This is a genomic window from Pseudomonas sp. NPDC077451, from assembly GCF_044543345.1.
Taxonomy (GTDB): domain Bacteria; phylum Pseudomonadota; class Gammaproteobacteria; order Pseudomonadales; family Pseudomonadaceae; genus Stutzerimonas.
The window spans coordinates 580,462-604,476 of record NZ_JBITVX010000002.1; the positions used below are offsets into that span (position 1 = coordinate 580,462).

26 protein-coding genes are annotated in these 24,015 nt (G+C 60.3%); 17 read left to right on the plus strand and 9 right to left on the minus strand.

Annotated elements, in window-relative coordinates; all coding sequences use genetic code 11:
• Positions 1-154 precede the first annotated feature (154 nt).
• The 3 genes from ACIGHL_RS06450 (at position 155) to ACIGHL_RS06460 (ending at position 2,676) form a co-directional block, all read left to right on the plus strand.
• The gene (locus ACIGHL_RS06450) at positions 155-1,156 is read left to right on the plus strand and encodes an AraC family transcriptional regulator (RefSeq protein WP_128120634.1); all 1,002 of its coding nucleotides are present in this window, start codon (positions 155-157) and stop codon (positions 1,154-1,156) included.
• Positions 1,157-1,262: 106 nt separating this feature from the next.
• A complete protein-coding gene (locus tag ACIGHL_RS06455) occupies positions 1,263-2,192 on the plus strand; it encodes a DUF808 domain-containing protein (protein ID WP_128120635.1) in 930 nt (309 codons plus the stop codon).
• 43 nt (positions 2,193-2,235) lie between these two features.
• On the plus strand, positions 2,236-2,676 hold the full coding sequence (locus ACIGHL_RS06460; RefSeq protein WP_046164189.1) for a nucleoside deaminase: 441 nt from the start codon (positions 2,236-2,238) through the stop codon (positions 2,674-2,676).
• A gap of 5 nt (positions 2,677-2,681) precedes the next feature.
• Here the strand turns inward: ACIGHL_RS06460 and ACIGHL_RS06465 are convergent, their stop codons facing one another.
• Positions 2,682-4,133 carry a TrkH family potassium uptake protein gene (locus ACIGHL_RS06465; RefSeq protein WP_128120636.1) on the minus strand — a complete coding sequence of 484 codons (1,452 nt, stop codon included), beginning with the start codon at positions 4,131-4,133 and terminating at the stop codon, positions 2,682-2,684.
• Between the two features lie 189 nt (positions 4,134-4,322).
• Between ACIGHL_RS06465 and ACIGHL_RS06470 the strand changes: the two genes are divergently transcribed.
• Complete coding sequence (locus tag ACIGHL_RS06470; protein ID WP_128120637.1) at positions 4,323-4,694, plus strand: YkgJ family cysteine cluster protein; 372 nt, start codon at positions 4,323-4,325, stop codon at positions 4,692-4,694.
• Positions 4,695-4,787: 93 nt separating this feature from the next.
• Positions 4,788-5,354 carry a nitroreductase family protein gene (locus ACIGHL_RS06475; protein ID WP_128120638.1) on the plus strand — a complete coding sequence of 189 codons (567 nt, stop codon included), beginning with the start codon at positions 4,788-4,790 and terminating at the stop codon, positions 5,352-5,354.
• Between the two features lies 1 nt (position 5,355).
• Here the strand turns inward: ACIGHL_RS06475 and ACIGHL_RS06480 are convergent, their stop codons facing one another.
• From ACIGHL_RS06480 to ACIGHL_RS06505, 6 genes are all read right to left on the minus strand, one after another.
• Positions 5,356-6,705, minus strand: a complete 1,350-nt coding sequence (locus ACIGHL_RS06480) for a sensor histidine kinase (RefSeq protein ID WP_128120639.1) — start codon at positions 6,703-6,705, stop codon at positions 5,356-5,358.
• 78 nt (positions 6,706-6,783) lie between these two features.
• Positions 6,784-7,188, minus strand: coding sequence for a Spy/CpxP family protein refolding chaperone (locus ACIGHL_RS06485; RefSeq protein ID WP_128120662.1), 405 nt, complete (start codon positions 7,186-7,188; stop codon positions 6,784-6,786).
• 143 nt (positions 7,189-7,331) lie between these two features.
• Positions 7,332-8,009 (minus strand): response regulator transcription factor, encoded by a 678-nt coding sequence (locus ACIGHL_RS06490; RefSeq protein WP_045428013.1) that lies wholly within the window; start codon positions 8,007-8,009, stop codon positions 7,332-7,334.
• Positions 8,010-8,026: 17 nt separating this feature from the next.
• Complete coding sequence (locus tag ACIGHL_RS06495) at positions 8,027-8,416, minus strand: hypothetical protein (protein ID WP_128120640.1); 390 nt, start codon at positions 8,414-8,416, stop codon at positions 8,027-8,029.
• Between the two features lie 76 nt (positions 8,417-8,492).
• A complete protein-coding gene (locus ACIGHL_RS06500) occupies positions 8,493-8,792 on the minus strand; it encodes a YciI family protein (protein WP_045428009.1) in 300 nt (99 codons plus the stop codon).
• A 9-nt stretch (positions 8,793-8,801) separates the two neighbouring features.
• A complete protein-coding gene (locus ACIGHL_RS06505) occupies positions 8,802-9,383 on the minus strand; it encodes a septation protein A (RefSeq protein ID WP_128120663.1) in 582 nt (193 codons plus the stop codon).
• Between the two features lie 180 nt (positions 9,384-9,563).
• Here ACIGHL_RS06505 and ACIGHL_RS06510 point away from each other — a divergent pair, with 180 nt between their 5' ends.
• The 5 genes from ACIGHL_RS06510 to scpB all read left to right on the plus strand — a co-directional run bounded on the left by ACIGHL_RS06510 (position 9,564) and on the right by scpB (position 14,007).
• Positions 9,564-10,430, plus strand: coding sequence for a PHP domain-containing protein (locus ACIGHL_RS06510; RefSeq protein ID WP_045428006.1), 867 nt, complete (start codon positions 9,564-9,566; stop codon positions 10,428-10,430).
• 13 nt (positions 10,431-10,443) lie between these two features.
• Positions 10,444-11,067 (plus strand): L-threonylcarbamoyladenylate synthase, encoded by a 624-nt coding sequence (locus tag ACIGHL_RS06515; protein WP_046164183.1) that lies wholly within the window; start codon positions 10,444-10,446, stop codon positions 11,065-11,067.
• A gap of 46 nt (positions 11,068-11,113) precedes the next feature.
• A complete protein-coding gene (locus tag ACIGHL_RS06520; RefSeq protein WP_181690005.1) occupies positions 11,114-12,319 on the plus strand; it encodes a tryptophan--tRNA ligase in 1,206 nt (401 codons plus the stop codon).
• Positions 12,320-12,385: 66 nt separating this feature from the next.
• The gene (locus ACIGHL_RS06525) at positions 12,386-13,246 is read left to right on the plus strand and encodes a segregation and condensation protein A (protein ID WP_128120642.1); all 861 of its coding nucleotides are present in this window, start codon (positions 12,386-12,388) and stop codon (positions 13,244-13,246) included.
• Positions 13,243-14,007, plus strand: coding sequence for an SMC-Scp complex subunit ScpB (gene scpB, locus ACIGHL_RS06530; protein ID WP_128120643.1), 765 nt, complete (start codon positions 13,243-13,245; stop codon positions 14,005-14,007). Before ACIGHL_RS06525 ends, scpB begins: the two co-directional genes overlap by 4 nt.
• Here scpB and ACIGHL_RS06535 read toward each other — a convergent pair.
• Complete coding sequence (locus ACIGHL_RS06535; protein ID WP_127839045.1) at positions 14,001-14,477, minus strand: methylglyoxal synthase; 477 nt, start codon at positions 14,475-14,477, stop codon at positions 14,001-14,003. The genes scpB and ACIGHL_RS06535 overlap by 7 nt on opposite strands.
• Positions 14,478-14,511: 34 nt before the next feature.
• Entirely contained in the window at positions 14,512-15,513 is a 1,002-nt protein-coding gene (gene gap, locus ACIGHL_RS06540) for a type I glyceraldehyde-3-phosphate dehydrogenase (protein ID WP_128120644.1), read from the minus strand.
• 122 nt (positions 15,514-15,635) lie between these two features.
• On the opposite strand from gap, the gene edd reads away from it, so the two are divergent.
• From edd to ACIGHL_RS06575, 7 genes are all read left to right on the plus strand, one after another.
• Positions 15,636-17,465: a phosphogluconate dehydratase gene (gene edd, locus ACIGHL_RS06545; RefSeq protein WP_128120645.1), complete on the plus strand. Its 1,830-nt coding sequence runs from the start codon at positions 15,636-15,638 to the stop codon at positions 17,463-17,465.
• Complete coding sequence (locus ACIGHL_RS06550) at positions 17,462-18,433, plus strand: glucokinase (protein WP_127839047.1); 972 nt, start codon at positions 17,462-17,464, stop codon at positions 18,431-18,433. The genes edd and ACIGHL_RS06550 overlap by 4 nt, the downstream gene beginning before the upstream one ends.
• Before the next feature lie 40 nt (positions 18,434-18,473).
• Positions 18,474-19,208 (plus strand): response regulator, encoded by a 735-nt coding sequence (locus ACIGHL_RS06555; RefSeq protein WP_128120664.1) that lies wholly within the window; start codon positions 18,474-18,476, stop codon positions 19,206-19,208.
• Positions 19,192-20,652 carry an ATP-binding protein gene (locus ACIGHL_RS06560; protein ID WP_128120646.1) on the plus strand — a complete coding sequence of 487 codons (1,461 nt, stop codon included), beginning with the start codon at positions 19,192-19,194 and terminating at the stop codon, positions 20,650-20,652. Before ACIGHL_RS06555 ends, ACIGHL_RS06560 begins: the two co-directional genes overlap by 17 nt.
• A gap of 169 nt (positions 20,653-20,821) precedes the next feature.
• Positions 20,822-22,072 carry an ABC transporter substrate-binding protein gene (locus tag ACIGHL_RS06565; RefSeq protein WP_128120647.1) on the plus strand — a complete coding sequence of 417 codons (1,251 nt, stop codon included), beginning with the start codon at positions 20,822-20,824 and terminating at the stop codon, positions 22,070-22,072.
• Positions 22,073-22,267: 195 nt separating this feature from the next.
• On the plus strand, positions 22,268-23,176 hold the full coding sequence (locus ACIGHL_RS06570; protein WP_045427975.1) for a carbohydrate ABC transporter permease: 909 nt from the start codon (positions 22,268-22,270) through the stop codon (positions 23,174-23,176).
• Complete coding sequence (locus ACIGHL_RS06575) at positions 23,169-24,014, plus strand: carbohydrate ABC transporter permease (protein WP_045427973.1); 846 nt, start codon at positions 23,169-23,171, stop codon at positions 24,012-24,014. The genes ACIGHL_RS06570 and ACIGHL_RS06575 overlap by 8 nt, the downstream gene beginning before the upstream one ends.
• The last annotated feature ends 1 nt before the right edge of the window (position 24,015 follow it).

Genomic DNA, 24,015 nt, shown 5'->3' on the forward strand with positions numbered 1-24,015 from the left:
GTGGTCGTTGGAGTCTAGAACCTTAGGTACGGCAGGCCACTGACTCCAGGTGCCAGTTTAGTACCCTTGTGTACCATTGATCAGCGGTTGAAACTGCGCAGATCGCTGTAGTGACGGCGCGCCACGTACAGTCTGAGCATGAGTGAATCGATTGATGACAGAACGCACCACGTCCTCGAGCTGGGCCTTGAGTATTGTCCAGGCGCTTGAGCTCGACGGCCTCGACTGCCAGGACCTGTTCGTCAAGCTGGGGCTCGACTATTCCGCGCTGAACGACCCCGACGCGCGTTTTGCCCAGGATGGCATGACCCGGCTCTGGCAGCGTGCGGTGGAAATTACCGGCAATCCGGCGATCGGCTTGAATCTGGCGAAAGTGATGCGCCCCGGCGCGATGCATGTGGTTGGATATGCCCTGATGTCCAGCAGTACGCTCAGGGACAGCTTCCAGCGCTTGGTGCGGTACCAGCGCATCATTGCCGAAGGCGCGGATTTGCAGTTTGGGTCAACCAATCGCGGCGCCTTGTTAACCCTCGCGATCCATGGCGACCAACTGCCTCCGGCGCGCCAGAGCGCAGATGGCTCGTTGGCCAGTACGCTTGCATTCTGTCGGTGGCTGACCGGTAAGCCGCTGGTCCCGATTGAAGTCTACTTCCAAGGCCCGCCACCGGCGGATATCGAGCCGTACGAAGCCGCGTTTGAGGCGCCGTTACGCTTCAATGCCGAGTACCACGGCATGCTGATGCGTCATGTCGATATGGATATTGCGCTACCTACTGCCAACGCTGAACTGGCGCAATTGCATGACCGGTTTGCCGGCGATTACCTGGCGCGCTTCTCGGACAGCCGCGTGACCCATCAGGCACGGCAGGTGATCTGCCGCCTGTTGCCGCAAGGAGAACCGCGACGCGAAACGGTGGCGCAGTCGCTGCACCTGTCTGAACGTTCCTTGCAGCGGCGCCTGGACGAGGAGGGCACCAGTTTCCAGCAATTGCTAGACGACACGCGGCGAACGCTTGCCGAGCAGTACTTGGCGCGAGCGGATCTCGCCTTGCTGGAAGTGGCCTATCTGCTGGGCTTTGCCGATCCGAGTAATTTCTTTCGCGCCTTCAAACGCTGGTTTGCAATGACTCCTGGCGAATACCGGGCGCAGTGTTGACGTGGCCCTGCCGGAACTTGTGCTCTGCCGCTATAGCCTTAGCTTGCGTATATATGACCGCGGCGCCCTCGCGCCGCTTTTTGAAAAACCAATAGGATGACCCGCATTGGCCAGTAGCCTTCTTGCCTTGATCGACGATATCGCTTCGGTCCTGGATGACGTATCCCTGATGACTAAGGTCGCGGCGAAGAAAACCGCCGGCGTGCTGGGAGATGACCTTGCACTCAATGCTCAGCAGGTCACCGGCGTCAACGCGGACCGCGAACTGCCGGTGGTCTGGGCCGTGGCCAAAGGGTCCATGCGTAACAAGCTGATTCTGGTGCCGGCGGCGTTGCTGATCAGCGCATTCATCCCGTGGGCTATCACACCGTTGTTGATGCTTGGCGGCGCGTTCCTCTGTTTCGAAGGTTTCGAGAAGCTGGCGCACCGGTTCCTGCATCGCGATGAGGACCACCATGCCAAGCAAATCGAGGCGTTGGCGGACGAGAGCGTCGACATGGTGGCATTCGAGCGCGACAAGATCAGTGGGGCGGTGCGCACCGATTTCATTCTGTCTGCCGAGATCATCGCCATTACGCTGGGTACGGTCGCCGCCGCGAGCTTCGTAGAGCAGATCGCCGTGCTCGCGGGTATTGCGATCATCATGACCATTGGCGTCTACGGTTTGGTTGCCGGCATCGTCAAACTCGACGACGCGGGCCTGGCGCTGAGCAAACGCAGCAGTTCTGCAGCGCAGTCGCTGGGCCGCGCCATTCTCTCGGTCGCGCCCTGGTTGATGAAGTCCTTGTCGGTGATTGGCACGGCCGCCATGTTCATGGTCGGCGGTGGCATCCTGACCCACGGCTTCAAGGCTATCCACCACTTCATCGAGAACAGCGCAGAGCACACTGTGGCGCTACCTTACATTGGCTCGGTTCTGGCCGGGCTGTTGCCGACGCTGCTGGATGCTGCCTTCGGGATATTGGCCGGCGGTCTGGTGTTTGCAGTGGTCGAGCTGAGCAAACGCCTGTTCAAGCGTCGATCCGAAACCGCTTGATAGCGATAACACCATCTACCAAGACAAAAAGGGGGCAGTGTAAATGGATGAATTCATGCAGGCGGCGATTGAGGAAGCGGAGAAGGGACTCGCTGAGGGCGGCATTCCAATCGGTTCGGTAATCGTCCACCGGGGGCGAATCATTGGCCGCGGCCACAACCGGCGGGTTCAGCAGGGCAGCGCGGTGCTGCACGGGGAGATGGACGCTTTCGAAAACGCTGGTCGGCAACCGGCCAGCGTCTACGCCGAGTCGATCCTCTATACCACACTGTCGCCGTGTCCCATGTGCAGCGGGGCGATCCTGCTGTATGGCATACCCAAGGTCGTGATCGGTGAGAATCAGACCTTCATGGGCGAGGAGCTGCTGTTACGTGGCCGAGGTGTTGAGGTCGAAGTGCTGCAGGAGGCACGCTGCGTAGAGATGATGCGTCGCTTTATCGCCGAAAGCCCTGAGCTGTGGAACGAGGACATCGGCGAGACGTAAGCCCGTCAGTGGCGCCAGAACGAAGGGGTCAGCATCACCAGCACGGTGATGATTTCCAGCCGGCCAAGCAGCATGCCGACGGATAATAACCACTTGGCGGCATCGGGTAGCGTTGAGAAATTGCCAGCCGGGCCGATGATTGGTCCCAGCCCCGGCCCTACGTTACACACCGCTGACGCGGCGCCTGTGAGCGCGGTGATCGGGTCCAGCCCAAGCAATGCCAGACACAAGGCCAGCACACCAATGGTCATGGTGAAGAAGAACGAAAATGTCAGGATCGAACGGACAATTTCTTCGTCCAGATTATGCCCGTTGTACTGTTGGCGGATGACTGCCCGTGGGTGAACCAGTTGCTTGAGGTTCGAGCGCAGCAGGGTGTAAGCGACCTGAAAACGAAACATCTTCAAGCCGCCGGACGTAGACCCGGAACAACCACCGAGGAAGGTGAGATAGAAGAACACCATGACCGCGAAGCCACCCCATTGGGCGTAGTCGCTGACGGCATAGCCGGTGGTCGTGATGACCGATACAACGCTGAATGTCACGATCCGCAGCGAGTCGAGAAAACTGTCTTCATGGTTGAACCAATACCACAGGCTGAATAACAGGCTTGTTGCCGTGAGCATTACCAGAAACCCACGAACCTGCTGATCCCCAAACAATGCCCTACGGTCGCCGCGAGCGGTGGCTACGTACAGGGTGAACGGCAAGCTGCCCAAAATCATGAAGAAGATCGCAACCCAATGCGTGGCTGGACCGAACTTGCCGAGCGATGCGTCGGAGGTCGAATAGCCGCCAGTCGCCACGGTGGACATCGCATGGTTGATCGCATCGAATCCGCTCATTCCTGCCAGCCAGAATGCGATGAAGGCGGCTAGCGTAAAGACCAGGTAGATAACGATCAGGTATTTGCCGGCCATGTGTGAACGCGGCATGACCTTTTCTGACCAGTCAGATGATTCGGTCTGGAACAGTCGCATACCACCAACGCGTAGCAGCGGCAGAATGGCGACTGCCATGCCGATGAAGCCGATACCGCCAAGCCAGTGCAGCAATGATCGCCAAATAAGCAGGCCCGGTGAGGCGCTATCGAGACCGGAGAGTACGGTCGCACCGGTGGTGGTGATGCCGGACATGGTTTCAAAGAACGCATCGGTATAGCTGATGTGTTGGATGAGCATGAGCGGCAGGGCGGCGAAGCAGCACACGATTACCCAGCTAACCGTGGTCAGAAAATACATGTCGCGCGGGCGCAGGTTGGTATTGGCCGGTCGACCTGGTGCAACCAGCGCAAAACCGCAGCCGAAAGTAATCAGGCTGGACCACAGAAACGCTTGAAGATCGTCAGTTCGGTCAAACGCGAACAGCGTGACCATCGGAATGACCATGCTGACTGCGAGTGTGATCAGGAAAATGCCGAGAATGAAACCGATGATGCGCAGGGTCGGCAAGGCCATGTGTGATTGCTGCTCGGCTCGAAAAATGAGGTCGCCATTCTACGCCTGTCGCTGCGGCAGTAAACCGACTATCGGTGTGCAGAAAAATCTTTTACAAGGCGCCCTGTAGGCCTCTTCCCAAGTTCGCTGCGATGAATAGAATAGCCGCCCGGTGCCGGCCCTTTGCCGGTTTCTGAGTGTTCAGCTCCCATGTCCATCGACAATCCCTGCCTCACGTGCGGCGCCTGCTGCGCGTATTTTCGTGTGTCTTTCTTTTGGGGCGAATGCGCCTCATCCGGTGGTGCAGTTCCCGACAGCGCAACCGTGCAGGTCAGTCCGTTTCACGTCGCCATGCTCGGGACGGAAACCAAGCCGGCGCGTTGTGTCGGCTTGATGGGCGATGTGGGATGTGGCGTGCGCTGCACCATGTATGAGCAACGTTCGAGTACGTGCCGCGAATTCGAGGCCTCTTGGGTAGATGGTCAGCATAATGCGCATTGCGACACGGCTCGGGCCGCCCATGGGTTGCCGCCGCTGATGCCACCACTGGAGCCCCAGCTTTCGCCTGATCGAGTGGCTTGAGACGAACTAGCCAACGTGGCGGTTGCCACGCTTCCACTGCCAAACGAACGGCTCGGGCCTCTAGAATGTCCGATTCGTTTTGGAGGTAGTCGGATGGAAGCTCTCGACCTGATGCTCAACCGCGTGTCTGTCACGCGACTTACTGATCCAGCGCCGACGTCGGCCCAGCTGGACTTGATGTTTCGTGCGGCCTTGCGTGCGCCCGATCATGGTCAGCTGCGCCCTTGGCGGTTCCTGACCATTCAAGGCGAAGCCCGGGAGCGGTTGGGGAAGTTGATGGCTGAGTCGTTGCGTGTGCGCTCGCCTGAGGCCAGCGATGATGCCTTGCTGAAAGCCCGCAAGATGCCGTTGCGCGCGCCGCTGCTGGTGGTCGTCATTGCCCGCGTGCAGCCGCACCCGAAGGTGCCGGGTTCGGAGCAGGTGCTCGCGGTGTCTTGTGCGGCGCACGGCTTGTTGCTGGCTGCGCATGCACAGGGTCTCGGGGCCGTATGGCGTACCGGTGAGTTTTCCTACGATCCGTACCTGGCAAAAGCCTTGGGACTGACCGGCGACGAGCAGATCTTGGGATTCATCTATATTGGCACCCCTGAAGGAACCCTGCGGACCCCGCCGGCATTGGAGCCCAAGCAATTCGTCAGTGAATGGACCGGGGCGAACTAGGTCACTCCGCTTGTAATCGGGCCTCGTCAGCTGGGTTCAGTGGTAGCTTCACCGTGGCGATGAAACCGCCGTCCGGGTGATTGCCCAGCAGAAGCTCGCCGTTATGCCGTTCCGCGGCTCGGCGGGCAATCGCCAGCCCTAACCCGTGTCCAGCGGTGGTTTGTCCCGGTGCGCGGAAGAAGGGTTCGCTCAGTTGCGCGAGATGGGCCTCGTCGACCCCTGGCCCTTGGTCGCGGATGCTCAGCAGCAGGTGCTGTGTGTCGCTGCTGGCTCGCAGTTCTATCGGCGCGCCTTCGGGGTTGAAGCGCAGAGCGTTGCGTAACAGATTGTCCAGGGCACGCTCGAGCATGTCCGGCCAGCCTTGCAGCTGGACTTCGGTTTGGACTTGGCTGTCGATTCGCTGATTCGGCGAGACGATGCGGGCGTTCTCCTCAAGCTGCTCGAATATCGAACGCAAGTTGATGGGGTTCGGCGCCCCTGGGTCGGCGTCCAGCCTTGCGAGCTCCAGAATCTCGCTGATGAGGGCTTCCAGACGATCACACTCCTTGGCTAGCCGAGGCCAGATGACCTCACGTTCGGCCGGCGTGGCCCGCTCCGCCAGTGCGAGTGCGATTCTCAGGCGGGCGAGCGGCGAACGCAGCTCGTGAGAAACGTCACGCAGCAGTTGTCGCTGGCTGCCGATCAGGCTTTGCAGCCGGGCGCCCATACGGTTGAAATCCTTGGCGAGCACGCCCAGTTCGTCGCGTCGCGTTGCCAGGCGCGCCAGAGAATTCTGCTGGTAGGTGGTTTGGCCAAGGTCGTGAACAGCGCCGCGAAGTCGATCGAGCGGACGGGTAATGGAAAGGGTCAGTAACAGGCTGAATCCAGTCAGGACGATTAAAGCGATGGCCAGCGCACTCAGTGGCCAGAACAGGCTGCCTCGGTGCCAGGCTTGTAGCTCCTGATTCGGGATGCGATAGATGAAGAGGTAAGTATTGCCGGTCTCGGGGCTGGTGTAATCGGTGGTCAGCCGCCGCCAGGGTAGGCGACCGTCGCGGTGTTCCTGTCGCGCTTCGAACGCGGCGGCGCGAGCCGGGAAGGTACCGCGGATGATGGGCTGGCCGTTCTCGGCCAGCACCTGGACATCGACACCGTAGCGGTTGCGATGCCGCTCGAGCAGAAACTGTGCAGTGATCGGCCCCTGGCGCTCGTAGACCTTGGTCCATACTTCGGCCAGGCCATTGACGCCCGGGTGACGGTTGAGAATCCAGGCGTCCTGATTGAGCGCATGCCCCAGGAGCATGGCCAAGCCTGCCACCAGCGCAATGGCTAGCCAGAATGTCGCAAGAATGCGCCAGAACAGTGATCGCACCGGTCAGATACTCCAGGGAAAAGCCCGGCGCGTGTAATCCCTAAGGGGCGAACCGGGCAGGTTTGCTGTTTGAGTGGATCAGTTGGTCTTATCGCGCTCGGCTTTCCACTGCGCGAACTCAGCACGGTCGGCACGCTTGGCCGCCATCTTTTCATGCAGCTCGTCGAACTTTTTCTGCTGTTCCGGCTTGAGCAGGTCACGCACCTGCTTCTGAGTTTTTTCCTGGTTGGCCTTCAGCTCTTCCTGCATCGCTTTGCGTTGGGCTTCGGGCAGTTTGCTCAGGTACTGTTGGGTGATCTCGCGATGATTCTTCATCTGTTCACGCATCAGTTGGCGCATCTCGGTCCGTTGTTCCTTGGTCAGGTCGAGCTGCTCGAAGGGCGAGTGCTGGCCGCCATGATGGCGCTGGCTCCCGTCTGGCATGGCCATCGCAATGGTGGGCAGGGTGGAGGCGAACAGTACGGCGATGAGAGTCTTGCGCATCATGAGTTTCTCCTTGATATGGAAACCGGTTGCCAATAAAGCGCCTGTCTAGGGCGCCTCAACAGGCTTCGACCGGATGACTTCAGTCTAGGGCGCGCAAGGTCAACGGCGGTCAGGGCTGGGTAAAGGCTGGGTAAAGGCTATCAGGAGGCGTAAAGGTAACCACGGCTGCGCAAGGCAACGATGCGCTGACGGCCGTCTGGATGGGGGCCAAGCTTGCGGCGCAGGTTGCTGACGTGCATGTCCAGGCTGCGGTCGTAGAGGGTGAGTTTTCGACCGAGCGCCAGCTGCGCCAGGGCCTGCTTTTCCAGTGGTTCGCCTGGCTGGCTGAGGAGTGCTTCGAGGATGCGTCCTTCAGAGAGGGTGAGGGTGACTTCATGATCGCCGATGCTCGCCACGCCGCGTGCGGGGCTGTACCAGAGGTCCCCCAGCGCCAGCTGTGTCGGTGTGCTGGCCGGCTGGCTGCGGCGTAGAACGGCCTTCAAGCGAGCGGTCAGTTCGCGCGGGTCGCAGGGCTTGGCGAGGTAGTCGTCTGCACCCAGCTCCAAGCCGAGAATGCGGTCTAGCGGCTCGCCGCGGCCGGAAAGCATCAATACCGGAAGATCAGGATGCTCGCTGCGTAGCTGCTTTAGCAGGTCCAGACCGCTGCCGTCAGGCAGCATCACATCGAGCACGACGGCAGCAGGTTGGTGTTCTGCAAGTGCGGCGCGGGCGCTTTTGCCGTCATGGCATGCGCGGGCAACAAAACCTTCCTGGGCCAGCCAGCTGACCAGCAGCTCGCAGAGCTCCTGGTCGTCGTCTATCAGCAGCAATTCGCTCATGGTTCGCTCGTGTCGATTCAGTTCAGCCATTGTCGGCGACGGCGGCCGCGCGTGGTCAGGACACCAAGCAGAAAGCCCAGCACGCCAACCCCGCCCCCGACCGCGAACCACTGTTGCTGGTCGTTAAGCAGCGGTGGCTGCAGCTGCGTCTGCGCTTGCTCCTGTTCAAGCTGCAGGCGCAGGCGCTGGTTTTCCTGGCGCAGTCTCAGCAGCTGGGCCTGGCCCGCCGCGCTGGCGGCTGCGTCGAGGTTTTCCTTGAGCACCTCTCGTTGCTGCAGATTTTCACTCAGACGGTGCTCCAGCTCGACCTGCCGTTCGGCGGGCGGATCGATGGGGGCTTCTTGAGCCTGCAGCAAGGGTGTTGCAAGACCTAGAACAAGCAGCAGGGACAGCGGACCTTGGCGCATCGGAACTCCTTTTTCCTCAACGGTTTTGTCTCTAAGTGGCCATGACGAAACGACGACCTGGAGTCAGTCGATCGACTCAGGGGTAGACCTGTTTGAAAGGCTTGACGACGACATCACCATAAACGCCCGCCGCTTTGTATGGATCGGCCGCAGCCCATTGTTCAGCCGCGATCAGCGAGTCGAACTCGGCGACAACCAGACTGCCGGTAAAGCCGGCTGCACCCGGATCATTGCTGTCCACCGCCGGGTGCGGGCCAGCCAGCACGAGCCGGCCTTCGCTTTTGAGCTGGTCGAGACGCGCCAGGTGAGCGGGTCGCGCAGCCAGGCGGTCCTGCAATGAGTCGGGTACATCGGTAGCGATGATGGCGTAGAGCATGGTGAACTCCTATGATTCTTCAGGTTCGGGTTGCATGTGGCGCACCAGATAAAGTGCCTGGCCAGCCATGAACAGTAGCGTCAGACCAAGGCTGCCAAAGACCTTGAAGTCTACCCAGATCGCGGGATAGACGAATGCAACGAAAAGATTGGCGAAGCCACAGACGAGAAAGAACAGAATCCAGGCGACATTGAGCTGCGACCACTGCGCCGCCGGCAAACGGACCGCGTGGCCCATCATTCGCTGAATCAGCGGCCTGTCACCAACAAAGTGGCTGGCAAAGAATGCCAGGGCGAATAGCCAGTTAAGAACGGGCGCTTTCCACTTCAGGATCGTTTCGCTATGCAGCCCCAGCGTCAAACCGCCGAATAGCAGGCAAGCCGCCAACGTCAGCCACTGGTTTTTTTCAAGCCGGCGCTGATGGACGAACAAGAAGCCGTAGATCACGACAGAGCTGGCGATCAGAACGGCCGTTGCGCTGAAAATGCCACCCACACCAAGGCTGAAGCCGGCGATCGCGACCGTTGTAGGCTCGATTTTGTACGTGATGAAGAACAGCAGTAGCGGAACGAAGTCGATGATTTGTTTCACGAGGCGCGCCAGAGGGCAGATGTGCCCGGCATAATAACAAACCGCGCTTTTGGCGGAACGCTGTCCGCCTGCCGTTTCCACGACATTGCGCAAGCTTTGGCAAACTGGACGACGGCACGAGCGCTGGCGCTGGCGGTCACACGCTGTGAGCTGCCAAGCCCCCTGGAGAATCTGTCCCGAATGATTGTTGATCTGCATTGCCACAGCACCGCCTCTGACGGTGTGCTCGCGCCTGATGTACTGGTGCAGCGCGCCCATGCGCGTGGAATCGAGCTGCTTGCTCTGACCGATCACGACACCCTCGAAGGCCTCGATGATGCTCGCGCCACGGCTGATTCGCTTGGCGTCCGGCTGGTCAACGGCATCGAACTGTCCTGTGTCTGGAGCGGTGCCACGATCCATGTGCTTGGCTACGCGTTTCGCCGTGATGCAGTTGCATTGCAGCAAGCCATTGCCGATTTGCACGCCGGTCGCTGGCAGCGTGCCGAGACGATCGCGCAGCGCCTGGAGGCCAAGGGCATGCCCGGCGCGCTGGAAGGCGCGCGGGCAATCCAGCAAGAGCTGGGGGACAGTGAAAATGCTCCTGCGCGCCCGCATTTTGCAGACTATCTGGTGCGAGCCGGTCATGTTCGCGACCGTGCCGAGGCATTCCGCAAGTGGCTCGGCTCGGGCAAGTTGGGTGATGTGAAGCAGCATTGGCCGACGCTTGAGCAAACCGTCAGTACGCTGCGGGACGCCGGCGCCTGGATCAGCTTGGCGCATCCCTGGCAGTACGATTTCACGCGCAGCAAACGGCGCCGGCTGGTCAGTGAGTTCGCTCAGGCTGGCGGCCATGCGCTGGAAGTGGTTAACGGCATGCAGCCGTTGGAGCAGGTCGGAGGGTTGTCGATTCTGGCGCGCGAGTTCGGCCTGATGGCCAGTATCGGCAGCGATTTTCACGCACCGGGCGACTGGTCGGAGTTGGGTATGTATCGAGCCCTGCCTGACGACCTCAGGCCGCTATGGAGGTCTTTCGATCATGAGCCCGGCGAGGCTATGGCCCGCTGAACATGGAGTTTTCATGAGCCAGTTTTTTCAAATACATCCGGAAAATCCACAGGTCAGGCTGATCAAGCAGGCCGTGGAGATCATTCGCAGCGGCGGCGTGGTGGTTTACCCCACCGACTCTTCTTACGCTGTGGGCTGCTCGATGGGAAACAAGACCGGCATCGAGCGCATTCGTCGCCTGCGCCAGTTGGACGACAAGCATAACTTCACGCTGGTCTGTCGCGACCTGTCCCAGCTCGGATTGTTCGCAAAGGTCGATACCGCTGCTTTCCGTCTGCTCAAGACGCATCTGCCAGGACCATACACCATCATTCTCAGCGCTACTCGGGAAGTGCCGCGAATGCTGTTGCACCCGAAGCGCCGTACCATCGGCCTGCGCGTGCCTGCCCAGCCGATTGCCCAGGCATTGCTCGCCGAGCTGGGTGAGCCATTGATGAGCGTCAGCCTGATACTGCCCGGCGAGACCGAGCCGATGAGCGATCCTTACGAAATGCGGGATGCGCTGGAGCATCAGGTAGACCTGATCATTGACGGCGGTTACGGTGGCGTCGAAGCGTCGACTGTGATCAGTCTGGTTGATGGCGATCCGGAAGTTGTGCGGGTCGGCTGCGGCGATCCCGCACCGTTCGCCGGCTGAACCGTTCGTTTTTCTCAAACCTACGAAGGAAACCCTTTTGAGCTCCATGGATTCGCAGCGACGTGTAGTCTCCGGAATGCGGCCTAATGGCCGTCTCCATCTTGGCCACTACCACGGCGTGCTGAAGAGCTGGGTCAGGATGCAGCACGAGTACCAGTGCTTTTTCTGCATCGTTGACTGGCACGCACTGACCACCGACTACGCAGCGGGCGCAGATGTCGCCCGCAACGTCCATGAGATGGCGGTCGACTGGCTGGCAGCTGGCGTCAGCCCGAGTTCTGCCACTTTATTTGTCCAGTCTCAGGTACCTGAACACGCCGAGTTGCACCTGCTGCTTTCGATGATCTGCCCATTGGCCTGGCTGGAGCGCGTGCCGTCGTACAAGGAGCTGCAGCTCGATTCGGAACATAAGGACCTCGGCACTTACGGTTTTCTCGGTTATCCGTTGTTGCAGGCCGCCGATATCCTGGCTTACCGCGCTGGTGTCGTACCGGTTGGCGCCGATCAGTTGCCGCATATTGAATTCGCTCGCGATGTCGCCAGGCGCTTCAATCACCTGTATGGCAGCGAAGAGGATTTTGCGGTTAAGGCCGAAGCGGCAATACGCAAGCTCGGCAAAAAAAGCTCCAAGCTTTACGCCAGCTTGCGTAAGAGCTACCAGGAGCAGGGCGACCTCGAGGCGCTGAACACGGCCCGTGCGCTACTAAAAGATCAGCAGACTATTACCATCGGCGACCAGGAACGCCTGTTCGGCTATCTGGAGGGCAGCGGCAGGCTGCTGTTGCCTGAGCCGCAGGCTCTGCTGAGCGACTCCCCCAGGGTGTCGGGGCTCGATGGTGGCAAGATGGCCAAATCCACCAGCAATTCCATCTTTCTGCGCGACACGCCGAACGAGATCGAAGAAAAGATCAAGCGTATGCCGACCGATCCGGCACGTGTTCACCGCCATGATCCGGGTGAGCCGACGCGTTGTCCGGTGTGGCAGATGCACCAGGCCCATTCGACCGAAGACGTTTGTCAGTGGGCAGAGCAGGGCTGCCGCACCGCTGGAATCGGCTGCCTCGAGTGCAAGGCGCCACTCATCGATGCGATCAAGCTCGAATTGGCACCACTGCAGGAGCGTGCCCATGACTATGAGTCGAACCCGGATCTGGTGCGCAGCATCTTGGCTGAAGGCGCTGAGCAGGCCCGTGACGAAGCCCGCGAAACGCTGGTAGTCGTGCGTCAGGCCATGGGTTTGAATTACCGCTAGGGCCATTGAGCGTACAGCCTGCTGAGGCAGTCGCCGCTTCCACTATTTGTTCGTTTCGGAGAGAGCATGCAGGACACCCAGGCCGAGGCGATCGTCAAGGCGCCCGGCGAGCAGCTGCGGCTGGCGCTTGTCTACGGCGAGGCTTTCAACAATCTGCCGCAGGATCTCTATATCCCGCCAGATGCACTGGAGGTGTTTCTCGAGGCGTTCGAGGGGCCGCTGGATTTGCTGCTCTATCTGATCCGCAAACAGAACATCGACATTCTTGATATTCCAGTCGCGGAAATTACCCGCCAATACATGGGGTATGTCGAGCTGATGAAGGCCGTGCGCCTGGAGCTGGCGGCCGAATATCTGGTGATGGCGGCCATGCTGGCTGAGATCAAGTCGCGCATGCTGCTGCCGCGCTCAGCAGAGGTGGAGGAAGAGGAACTCGACCCGCGCGCCGAGCTCATCCGCCGGCTGCAGGAATACGAGCGGTTCAAGGCGGCGTCGGAAGATCTCGACCAGCTGCCGCGGGTGGGGCGTGACCTGCATATACCGAAACTCGACGCGCCTGAAGCTCGGGCCCGCAAGCTGCTGCCCCAGGTCAGTCTGGAAGAGCTGTTGATCTCCATGGCCGAGGTCTTGCGACGTGCCGACATGTTCGAAAGCCATCAGGTCACGCGTGAGACGCTGTCGACCCGCGAGCGCATGAGCGATGTGCTCGAACGGCTCAAGGGCGGGGGCTTTGTCCCTTTCGTCGCACTGTTCACCGCTGAGGAGGGCCGTCTGGGTGTGGTGGTGACCTTCATGGCAGTGCTTGAGCTGATCAAGGAGTCGTTGGTGGAGCTGGTGCAGAACGAGCCCTTCGCGGCGATTCATGTCAGGGCACGCAGCGATGAGCCCTCGTTACACCAGGAAGAGCCAGGGGAGCCAAGCCTGTGAATCTATCCGATCCCAAAGATCTCGCCTCACTGCTCGAAGCCTTTTTGCTGGCATCCGGCAAGCCCATGTCGGTTGAGCGAATGGCTGAGCTGTTCGACGAAATCGAGCGGCCAACGCCAGCCTTGCTGCGCAAGTCCCTTGAGGTGCTGGACAAATCCTGCAAGGGCCGAGCGTTCGAGCTGAAAGAGGTCGCCAGTGGTTATCGCCTGCAGGTGCGCGAGCGCTTTTCGCCTTGGGTGGGCCGGCTCTGGGAGGAACGGCCGCAGCGTTATTCACGGGCTTTGTTGGAGACGCTGGTTCTGATTGCGTATCGACAGCCAATTACGCGCGGCGAGATCGAGGACATCCGCGGTGTGGCGGTCAACAGCCAGATCGTCAAGACGTTGTTGGAGCGCGAGTGGGTGCGGGTGGTTGGTCATCGCGACGTGCCAGGGCGGCCAGCCATGTTCGCCACCACCAAGCAGTTCCTCGACCATTTCAACTTGAAGAACCTTGATGAGCTGCCGCCGCTGGCAGTGTTGCGTGAGATGGAGCCCGAACCCCAGCCGATCGATGTTGAGGAAGCGCCGGTGCCGGCGGCGCTGCAGGCTCGCGCCGATCTCGAGCAGGATCTGGAGGCGCCGCGTGAACACACCAGTTTCTGCAGTCTTCTGGCCGAGCTGGACAGCATGGAAACCGGTTTGAAGACCGATTTTGACGACCTGCGTGACGAAACTGAGCAAGATCTACCCGTTTCGGACGAAGACCGCCGCGACTACTGATCCGCTGTTTGACGGTCTGCCAGGTAACTGGCGTAGTTCGGAATGCTCAGCGTATGCGCCTGGTCCAGCAGCGGACTGGATAGCAGGTAGTCAGCGCTGCTTTCGTTGGCCGCCAGTGGAATGTTCCACACTGCTGCGACCCGTAGAAGCGCCTTTACATCCGGGTCATGGGGTTGTGGCTCGAAGGGGTCCCAGAAGAACACCAGCATGTCGATCCGGCGCTCAGCAATACGTGCGCCAATCTGCTGATCCCCGCCCAGCGGGCCGCTGATCATGCACTCGACCGGCAACCCCAGCCGCCGCCCGAGCAGCAGTCCCGTGGTGCCGGTGGCCAGCAGCTCATGTTTCTCCAGCTGAGGTTTTTGCCGATCTGCCCAATCCAGCAGGCGCTCCTTGCAGTGATCGTGCGCGACCAGTGCGATACGTTTACGGGCCGGGAGTGTCGCGCTCACGAAATCGATGCGGTTCATGTTCTTCCTTGGTCGCTGGGATGGGCTGATGCGGTTATGACGCTTCGTGAAGAGCGCGGCAAGTATCGAGCATCCGATTGGAAAAACCCCACTCGTTGTCATACCAGGCCATCACTTTCAGCAAGCGTCCGCTAACCTTGGTGTGGTTGGTGTCGAAGATCGAAGACATCGGGTTGTGGTTGAAGTCGCACGAGACCAAGGGAAGCGAGTTGCAGGCCAATATGGGTGAGTGCCGGCTGGCTTCGAGCATCAGTGCGTTAACTTCCTCGGCGGTCGTCTCGCGGCTCAACTCCAGGGTCAGGTCGACCAGCGAGACGTTGATCACCGGAACGCGCACAGCCATGCCGGTCAGCTTGCCCGCCAGTTCCGGTAGCACCAGGCCTACCGCTTCGGCGGCGCCGGTCTTGGTCGGAATCATCGACTGGGTCGCCGAACGTGCCCGGAACGGGTCGCTGTGATAGACGTCCGACAGGTTCTGGTCATTGGTGTAGGCATGAATGGTGGTCATCAGGCCGTGTTCGATGCCGTATTCGCGTGACAGGATCTGTGCAACCGGCGCCAGGCAGTTGGTCGTGCATGACGCGTTGGAGATGATCTGGTGCGATTGGCGCAGCGTGTCGTGGTTGACGCCATAAACGATGGTGGCGTCAACACCGGATGCCGGGGCAGAAATGATGACCTTGCCAGCACCGGCCTGAAGGTGCGCGCTGGCTTTTTCACGTGAGGTGAACAGCCCGGTACACTCAAAGACCACATCGACGTTGTGCTTGCGCCACGGCAGCTCGGCAGGGTTGCGGATCGCCGTGACGGCAATCGGGTCGCCATTGACCCGCAGCTGGTCGTCTGACACCTCGACTTTTGCGTCGAAATGGCCATGGACGCTGTCGAACTGCAACAGGTGGGCGTTCATCGCAGGGCTGCCGAGGTCGTTGATCGCCACGACCTGCAAATGCTCGCGATAGCTCTGGCTGTACAGAGCACGAAGGACGTTGCGTCCGATACGGCCGAAGCCGTTGATGGCGATGCGAATAGTCATAAGAGGTCCTGGGCGGAATTTGTTGTAGGAATTACAAGATTATTCCTGTCAAAATAGAAATCAAGCCCAAATCCATGTTGTTTTGTTGGTAAAACTACAGATTCATGAGCAGGAGTGATGGCATGCACCCGCGGATTCAAGAAGTGACCGAGCGATTGATCGAACGCAGCCGGCCGACCCGACAGCGTTACCTGGCCCAAATGGCCGGTGCGGCGAGTGACGGGCCCCAGCGCGGCAAGCTGCAATGCGCCAACTTCGCTCATGGCGTTGCCGGGTGTGGCTCGGCGGATGACAAGCAGCGTTTGCGATTGATGAACGAGGCCAACGTGGCCATCGTCTCGGCCTACAACGACATGCTCTCGGCGCATCAGCCGTATCAGTATTTCCCCGACCTGATCAAAGAAGCCCTGCGGGAAGTGGGTTCGATCGGACAGTTCGCCGGTGGCGTGCCAGCGATGTGCGACGGCGTAACCCAGGGCGAGGCGGGGATGGAGTTGAGTCTAGCCAGTCGTGAAGTGATCGCCATGGCGACCGCCGTCGCGCTGTCGCACAACATGTTTGACGGGGCGCTCTATCTCGGGATTTGCGACAAGATCATCCCGGGCCTGATGATTGGCGCGCTGCGCTTCGGTCACCTGCCGTCGGTGTTCGTGCCTGGCGGCCCGATGACCTCGGGCATCCCCAACAAGCAGAAAGCGGAAGTGCGCCAACGCTACGCAGAGGGCAAGGCCAGCCGCGAGGAGCTGTTGGAATCGGAAATGCTGTCCTACCACAGCCCTGGCACCTGCACCTTTTACGGCACAGCCAACACCAATCAGGTGGTGATGGAGATCATGGGCCTCCACCTGCCGGGGTCGTCGTTCGTCAATCCCTATACCCCGCTGCGCGACGAACTCACCCGTGAAGCAGCGCGGCAGGTGACTCGCTTGACGCCGCAGTCGGGCAATTACGTGCCGCTGTGCAAGATCGTCGATGAGAAATCGATCATCAATTCGGTCGTAGCCCTAAACGCTACTGGCGGCTCGACCAACCACACCTTGCACATTCCGGCATTTGCACAGGCCGCCGGGATTCAGCTGACCTGGCAGGACATGGCGGATATTTCCGCAGTGACGCCGACACTCGCCAAGGTCTACCCGAACGGGCAGGCAGACGTTAACCATTTTCATGCCTGCGGTGGCGTTCCGTTCATGGTGCGGACGTTGCTGGAGGCCGGTTTGCTGCACGAAGACGTCTATACGGTCTTGGGCAAAGGCCTTAACCAATACACCCAGGAGCCCTTCCTCGAAGACGGCAAGTTGGTCTGGCGTGAAGGGCCGACCAACAGCCTGGACGAAGCCATCCTGCGCCCGGTCGAGCGCGCTTTCTCGCCTGAGGGTGGTTTACGGGTACTGGAAGGCAATCTGGGTCGCGGCGTTACGAAAATTTCGGCTGTTGCGCCTGAGCATCGCTTCGTGGAGGCGCCTGCGCGGGTATTCAGTGACCAGGCCGAGCTGGCCCAGGCGTTCAAGGATGGCGAGCTGGAGAAGGACTTCGTTGCGGTTGTGCGGTTCCAGGGTCCCAAGGCCAACGGCATGCCTGAATTGCATAAGCTGACGCCATTCCTCGGCGTGCTGCAGGATCGTGGCTACAAAGTCGCACTGGTAACCGACGGTCGTATGTCAGGCGCCTCAGGAAAGGTCCCAGCCGCTATCCACGTCAGTCCGGAAGCGTTGGATGGCGGCCCGTTGTGCCGTGTGCGCGACGGGGACATCATTCGAGTCGACGGCGAAACCGGTGAGCTCCGAATTCTGGTTGATCAAGCCGAATTCGATAGCCGTGACGATGTGTCAGCCCCGAGCGATCTTGGCATCGGCTGTGGACGCGAGCTGTTCGGCTTCCTGCGGGCGGCCTTCAGCCCGGCGGAAAAGGGCGCAAGTGTATTTACCGAGGGGCTGGAGGCGCTCAAGTGACGGCACTGGTAGGCGATATCGGCGGCACCAATGCGCGCTTCGCACTGTGGCGAAACCAGAAGATCGAGTCGGTGCGTGTGCTGCCCACCGTCGACTATCCACGTCCGGAAGATGCGATCCGTGCCTATCTGCAAGGCACAGGGCAGAGCGTTGACGCGCTGCAGGCGGTCTGCCTCGCCTGCGCCGGGCCGGTCTCGGGCGATGAGTTCGCGTTCACCAACAACCATTGGCGCTTGAGCCGTAAAGCCTTCTGTGAAGACCTGGGTCTGAGCGATCTGCTGCTGGTCAACGATTTCACCGCGATGGCATTGGGTATGACCCGCTTGCGCGAAGGTGAGCTAATCGAGGTCTGCCCGGGTCGGTCTGAGCCAGGTGCAGCACGCCTTGTGATAGGCCCAGGCACTGGCCTTGGCGTCGCTACGCTCCTGCCTTTGCCGGACGGCGGCTGGCGGGCGCTGCCGGGGGAGGGGGGGCATGTCTGTCTGCCGATCGGCACCTCGCGTGAGGCTGCGCTTTGGGCGCGTTTGCACGACAAGTTCGGGCACGTGAATGCTGAGGCGATCCTGAGTGGCGGCGGTTTGTTGGAACTCTATCGAACCAGCTGCGTGCTGGATGGCAAACAGCCAAGCCTGGCTACGCCCGCCGAAGTCACCGCGGCGGCTTTGACCGGCGACGCCTACGCGTCATCGGTACTGGAACAATTCTGCGTCTGGTTGGGTCGGATCGCTGGCGACAACGTACTGACTACGGGTTCGCGAGGCGGTGTCTACATCGCCGGCGGAATCGTGCCGCGCTTCGTTGAGTTCTTCATCCGTAGCGGGTTCAGCCAGAGTTTTCGCGACAAAGGCTGCATGAGCCGTTATTTTGACGAGATTCCGGTCTGGGTGGTAACCGCTGACTACCCTGGGCTGGAAGGCGCGGGCGTAGCGTTACAGCAATTGCTGGAGGGCCCATCCAGCGGAGGCTGACCCGCTTCGATACACCTACATAACAAGAGAATGGATGCCAGTGAGCCAGGTTGGAAGATCGATTCTGCTGGTCGACGATGACCAGGAAATCCGCGAGCTACTAGACGCCTACCTCAGTCGATCAGGCTTTCGGGTGCGCACCGTTGCTGACGGCGCGCAGTTTCGTGAGGCCATGAGCCACGACCCGGCGGACTTGGTCATTCTCGATGTGATGCTGCCTGACGAGGACGGCTTCAGCCTCTGCCGCTGGGTGAGGGGCCACCAGCGGCTGGCACAGATGCCTATCATTATGCTGACGGCCAGCTCCGATGAGGCTGATCGAGTGATCGGCCTGGAGTTGGGCGCTGACGATTACCTCGGAAAGCCTTTCAGTCCGCGTGAGCTGTTGGCGCGGATCAAGGCGCTGTTGCGTCGGGTCAACTTCGGCCAGGAGCGTGGCAACGATGTGCGGGCATTCGACGAGTGGCGGCTGGATATGGTCAGTCACCGATTGTTCCATCAGGACGGTGAAGAGGTGCTGCTGTCTGGCGCCGACTTTGCGTTGCTCAAACTGTTTCTCGACCATCCCCAGCAGATCCTCGACCGCGACACCATTGCCAACGCCACCCGTGGCCGAGAGGTCATGCCGCTCGAGCGGATCGTCGACATGGCGGTCAGTCGCCTGCGCCAGCGGTTACGCGATACCGGCAAATGCCCGCGATTGATTCGAACCGTTCGGGGCAGTGGATATATGCTCGCCGCGCAGGTCGCACCGCACCATGACGCACTCGGTTAAGCGTCGCTGGCTGCCCGTTCCACGCTCACTGCTCGGCCGCATGCTGTTCCTGACGCTGCTGGTGGTGCTGATGGCGCAGGCGCTGTCCAGTTTCATCTGGGTCTCGCAACTTCGCGCAAGCCAGATGGAGGGGTTGCTTACCAGCGCACGCAGCCTGGCGCATTCGATGTCAGCCAGCGTCAGCTACTTTCGCTCCCTGCCGTTGGGCTATCGTCCGTTGGTGCTTGATCAGCTGCGTAGCATGGGTGGCACACGCTTTTTCGTGTCGCTGAACGACAAGCCCCTGGAGATGCAGATTCTGCCGCCGACCGAGCGTAAGCAGGCGGTGCTGGCCGAAGTCGACGAGGTGCTGCGTGAACGCCTCGGCAAGGACGTCGACATGTCGGTGAGCTTCGTCAGTCCAGACGATCTGCGCATATTCAACGGCGGCCTGAAGCTCGATGAGCTACCGCGATCCTGGGCGCATTACGCATTGAGCCTGGAACCGCTGAACCCGCCGGTGCTGGTCACCCAGATCCAGATCGCGCCGAACGAATGGTTGTATCTCGCCTCGCTGATGCCGGCGCCCTATGTCAGCCTCGAAGACGAGGGCATCCCCAGGCAGCAACTCTGGTTCATCTTTCTTACCAGCAGTTTCCTACTGCTGTTCATCGGCATTCTGGTGCACTGGCAGAGCCGCCCGCTCAAGCAGCTGGCGCAAGCGGCGCGGGAAATGTCGCTTGGCAGCGAGGTTGAATTGCTGCCCGAGGCGGGTGGAAGCGAGGTGGTGGAGGTCAGCCGTGCATTCAACAGCATGCGAGAGCGCATCGGGCGCTACCTGACCGAGCGTAGCCAGCTGTTCAGTGCGATTTCGCATGATTTGCGCACACCGATCACACGGCTGCGGTTACGTGTGGAGCTGCTGGAGGACGAAGCCTTGCAGCGCAAATTCAGCCGCGACCTGGACGAGCTGGAGCTATTGGTCAAAGGCGCGCTGCAATGCGTGAAGGACACCGATATCCACGAAAACATCGAACCGTTGGATCTCAACCTTTTGCTCGATTGCGTTACCGAGCCGTATCTGGCACCCGGGGGCAATGGTCGTGTCACGGTTCAAGGTCGGGCTCGCGCACCCTATGCCGGAAAGCCGCTGGCACTGAAACGCTGCATAGGCAACCTGCTGGATAATGCATTGAAGTATGGCGAGCGCGCCCATCTGCTGATCGAAGACGACAACGGGACCTTCGTGCTGCATGTCGATGATGAAGGCCCCGGCGTACCCGAGGGCTGGCTGAAGCAGGTGTTCGAGCCCAACTTCCGTCTCGCTGCCAAGCAACCCGGCTATGGGCTTGGCCTCGGTATCGCGCGCAACATCGCGCATGCCCATGGTGGTGAGGTCAGCCTGCGCAATCTGCCTGCCGGTGGTTTGCGCGTAACCTTGAGTTTGCCGCGCACGACCGAATGAAGCCCCTCCGCAGCAGACGACTCTCTCCACTTGTTACAAAACCCGAGCTTTGTAACGAAACGGTGACCAATCACTATCCCTTCGTTACCCGGCGCGAAGGTTGGCGCGCCTAGAATCGATGCAGCGCAAGCAAAGACTTGCATCGATAACAACAAGAAAAGGAACCCTCATGAACGCGATTCATCGTTTAGTTACTGCTGTTTCCCTTGTTTCCCTCGTTCCGTTTGCCCAGGCCGGCGAAGTTGAAGTTCTGCATTGGTGGACATCCGGTGGCGAAAAGCGCGCCGCCGATACCTTGCAGCGACTCGTGGAGGAAGAGGGTCACACCTGGAAGGATTTCGCTGTCGCCGGTGGGGGTGGCGAAGCTGCCATGACCGTCCTCAAGACCCGTGCCGTATCCGGCAACGCACCCGCCGCCGCTCAGATCAAAGGCCCCGACATCCAGGAATGGGGTGAACTAGGGCTGCTGACCGACCTCAACGAGGTCGCTGAAAAAGCCAACTGGGACGAACTGCTGCCCAAGCAGGTGTCCGCCGCCATGAAATACGACGGCGATTACGTTGCCGTGCCGGTGAACGTACACCGCGTCAACTGGCTGTGGATCAATCCGGACGTGTTCGAGAAGGCCGGCGCCACGCCCCCGAAAACCCTGGACGAATTCTTCGCAGCCGCCGAGAAGTTGAAAGCAGCGGGCTTCATGCCGCTCGCCCATGGCGGCCAACCGTGGCAGGACGGAACCGTTTTCGAAGATCTGGCACTGGCGATCCTTGGGCCTGAAGACTTCCGCAAGGCTTTTGTCGAGCTCGATCGCGACGTGCTGACTGGCGACAAGATGGTCAAGACCTTTGAGGCTCTGAAGAAGCTGCGCAGCTACGTTGATAACAACGCAGCGGGCCGCGACTGGAACAGCGCGACGGCCATGGTCATGAACGGCAAGGCCGGCATGCAGATCATGGGCGACTGGGCGAAGAGCGAGTGGAGCGCGGCGAAGAAGATCGCGGGTGAGGATTATAAGTGCGTGCCGTTCCCCGGCACCCAAGGCAGCTTTGCCTACAACATCGACTCACTGGCGATGTTCAAGCTGAGTAACGATGACAATCGCAAGGCTCAGCAGGATCTTGCTCGGATCGTCATGGAGCCGGAATTCCAGCAGTTCTTCAATCAGAACAAGGGCTCTATCCCGGTGCGGCTCGATCAGGACATGAGCGAGTTCGATGCCTGTGCCCAGCAGTCGATGAAGGATTTCAAGGAAGCGGCACAGGGGCCAGGGCTGGTGCCTAGCCTGGCTCACGGCATGGCCGCATCGAGCTATGTGCAGGGCGCTGTCTTCGACGTCGTGACGAACTTCTTCAACGACCCGTCGGCCGATCCGAAGAAGGCGGCCCAGCAACTGGCCGCTGCAATTCAGGCGGTCCAGTAGCGCATTGGGGCGCGGGTTCTCGCGCCCCGTCTTACGAACAACAACCTGATGCTCCCCTGCGGTCTGCCACGGGCTGGCCGCAACGGGATCGGCTTGCTCGAAATCTCTGTTGTGACTGTCCGTTTGCTGGACTGCTGACATCGACGCTTTCTGTAACGGGACTGTGATGAAACCTGCAAACAATCGGAGCCAACCATGAGCTCAACAGCCGTTTTCACGAAGGCTTCCCCGCTGGATGCGCTGCAGAATTGGCTACCCAAGCTGGTGCTGGCACCAAGCATGCTGATCGTTCTGGTCGGCTTCTATGGCTACATCTTGTGGACTTTTCTGCTTTCGTTCACCAATTCAAGCTTCATGCCCAGCTACAAGTGGGTCGGGCTGCTGCAGTACGAGCGGCTCTGGAACAATGATCGCTGGTGGGTGGCAAGCAAGAACCTGCTGGTCTTTGGTGGGCTTTTCATCACGATCAGTCTCGCGATTGGTGTGTTGCTGGCAGTCCTGCTGGACCAGCGCATTCGCCGCGAGGGCTTCATTCGCACCGTCTACCTCTACCCAATGGCGCTGTCGATGATTGTTACCGGCACGGCATGGAAGTGGCTGCTGAACCCTGGCTTGGGTATCGACAAGATGCTGCGCGACTGGGGCTGGGAGGGCTTTCGTTTCGACTGGCTGGTAGACCCGGACCGGGTGGTCTACTGCCTGGTGATCGCCGCCGTATGGCAGGCCTCGGGTTTCGTTATGGCTCTGTTCCTTGCCGGTTTGCGTGGGGTCGATCAATCCATCGTGCGTGCCGCGCAGATCGACGGTGCCAGCCTGCCGAGCATCTACCTGCGCATCATTCTGCCTAGTCTTAGGCCGGTGTTCTTCAGTGCATTGATGATTCTTGCGCATATCGCCATCAAGGCGTTCGACCTGGTGGCGGCGATGACAGCAGGCGGCCCCGGCTATGCATCCGACCTGCCGGCGATGTTCATGTACACGCACACCTTCACTCGCGGACAGATGGGGCTCGGCGCTGCCAGCGCCATCCTGATGCTGGGCGCCGTGATGGCAATCGTCGTGCCTTACCTGTATTCGGAACTGAGGAACAAGCGCCATGACTAGCCATGTAGGGCGCAAGCGCCTGACGTTCAGCCGAGTGGCGATCTACGCGACGCTGCTTCTGGCTGTTGCGATGTATCTCATACCGCTGGTGGTCATGCTGCTGACCAGCTTGAAGACACCTGCCGACATCCGTACCGGCAACCTGCTTTCATGGCCGGAGGTCACGACCATCATCGGTTGGGTCAAGGCGTGGGATGCCGTGGGCGGCTACTTCTGGAACTCGGTCAAGATCACCGTTCCAGCCGTCATCATTTCGACGCTGTTGGGTGCGCTGAACGGCTACGTGCTTGCCATGTGGCGCTTCCGCGGCTCGCAGTTGTTCTTCGGGTTGCTGCTGTTCGGCTGCTTCCTGCCGTTCCAGGTGATCTTGCTGCCTGCGTCGTTCACCTTGGGGCAGCTGGGATTGGCCAATACCACGCCGGGGTTGGTACTGGTGCACCTGGTCTATGGCCTGGCGTTTACCACGCTGTTCTTCCGCAATTTCTACGTGAGTGTTCCAGACGCGTTGATTCGTGCAGCACGTCTAGACGGCGCCGGCTTCTTTACGATCTTCGCGCGGATTCTGCTGCCGATGTCGATCCCAACGATCATGGTCTGCCTGATCTGGCAGTTCACTCAGATCTGGAACGACTTCCTCTTCGGCGTGGTGTTCGCCAGTGGCGATACACAGCCGATCACCGTGGCGCTGAATAACCTGGTGAACACCAGTACCGGCGTCAAGGAATACAACGTCGATATGGCTGCGGCGATGATCGCCGGGCTGCCAACACTGCTGGTGTACATCCTCGCCGGCAAGTATTTCCTGCGTGGCCTCACGGCCGGCGCGGTCAAGGGGTAGG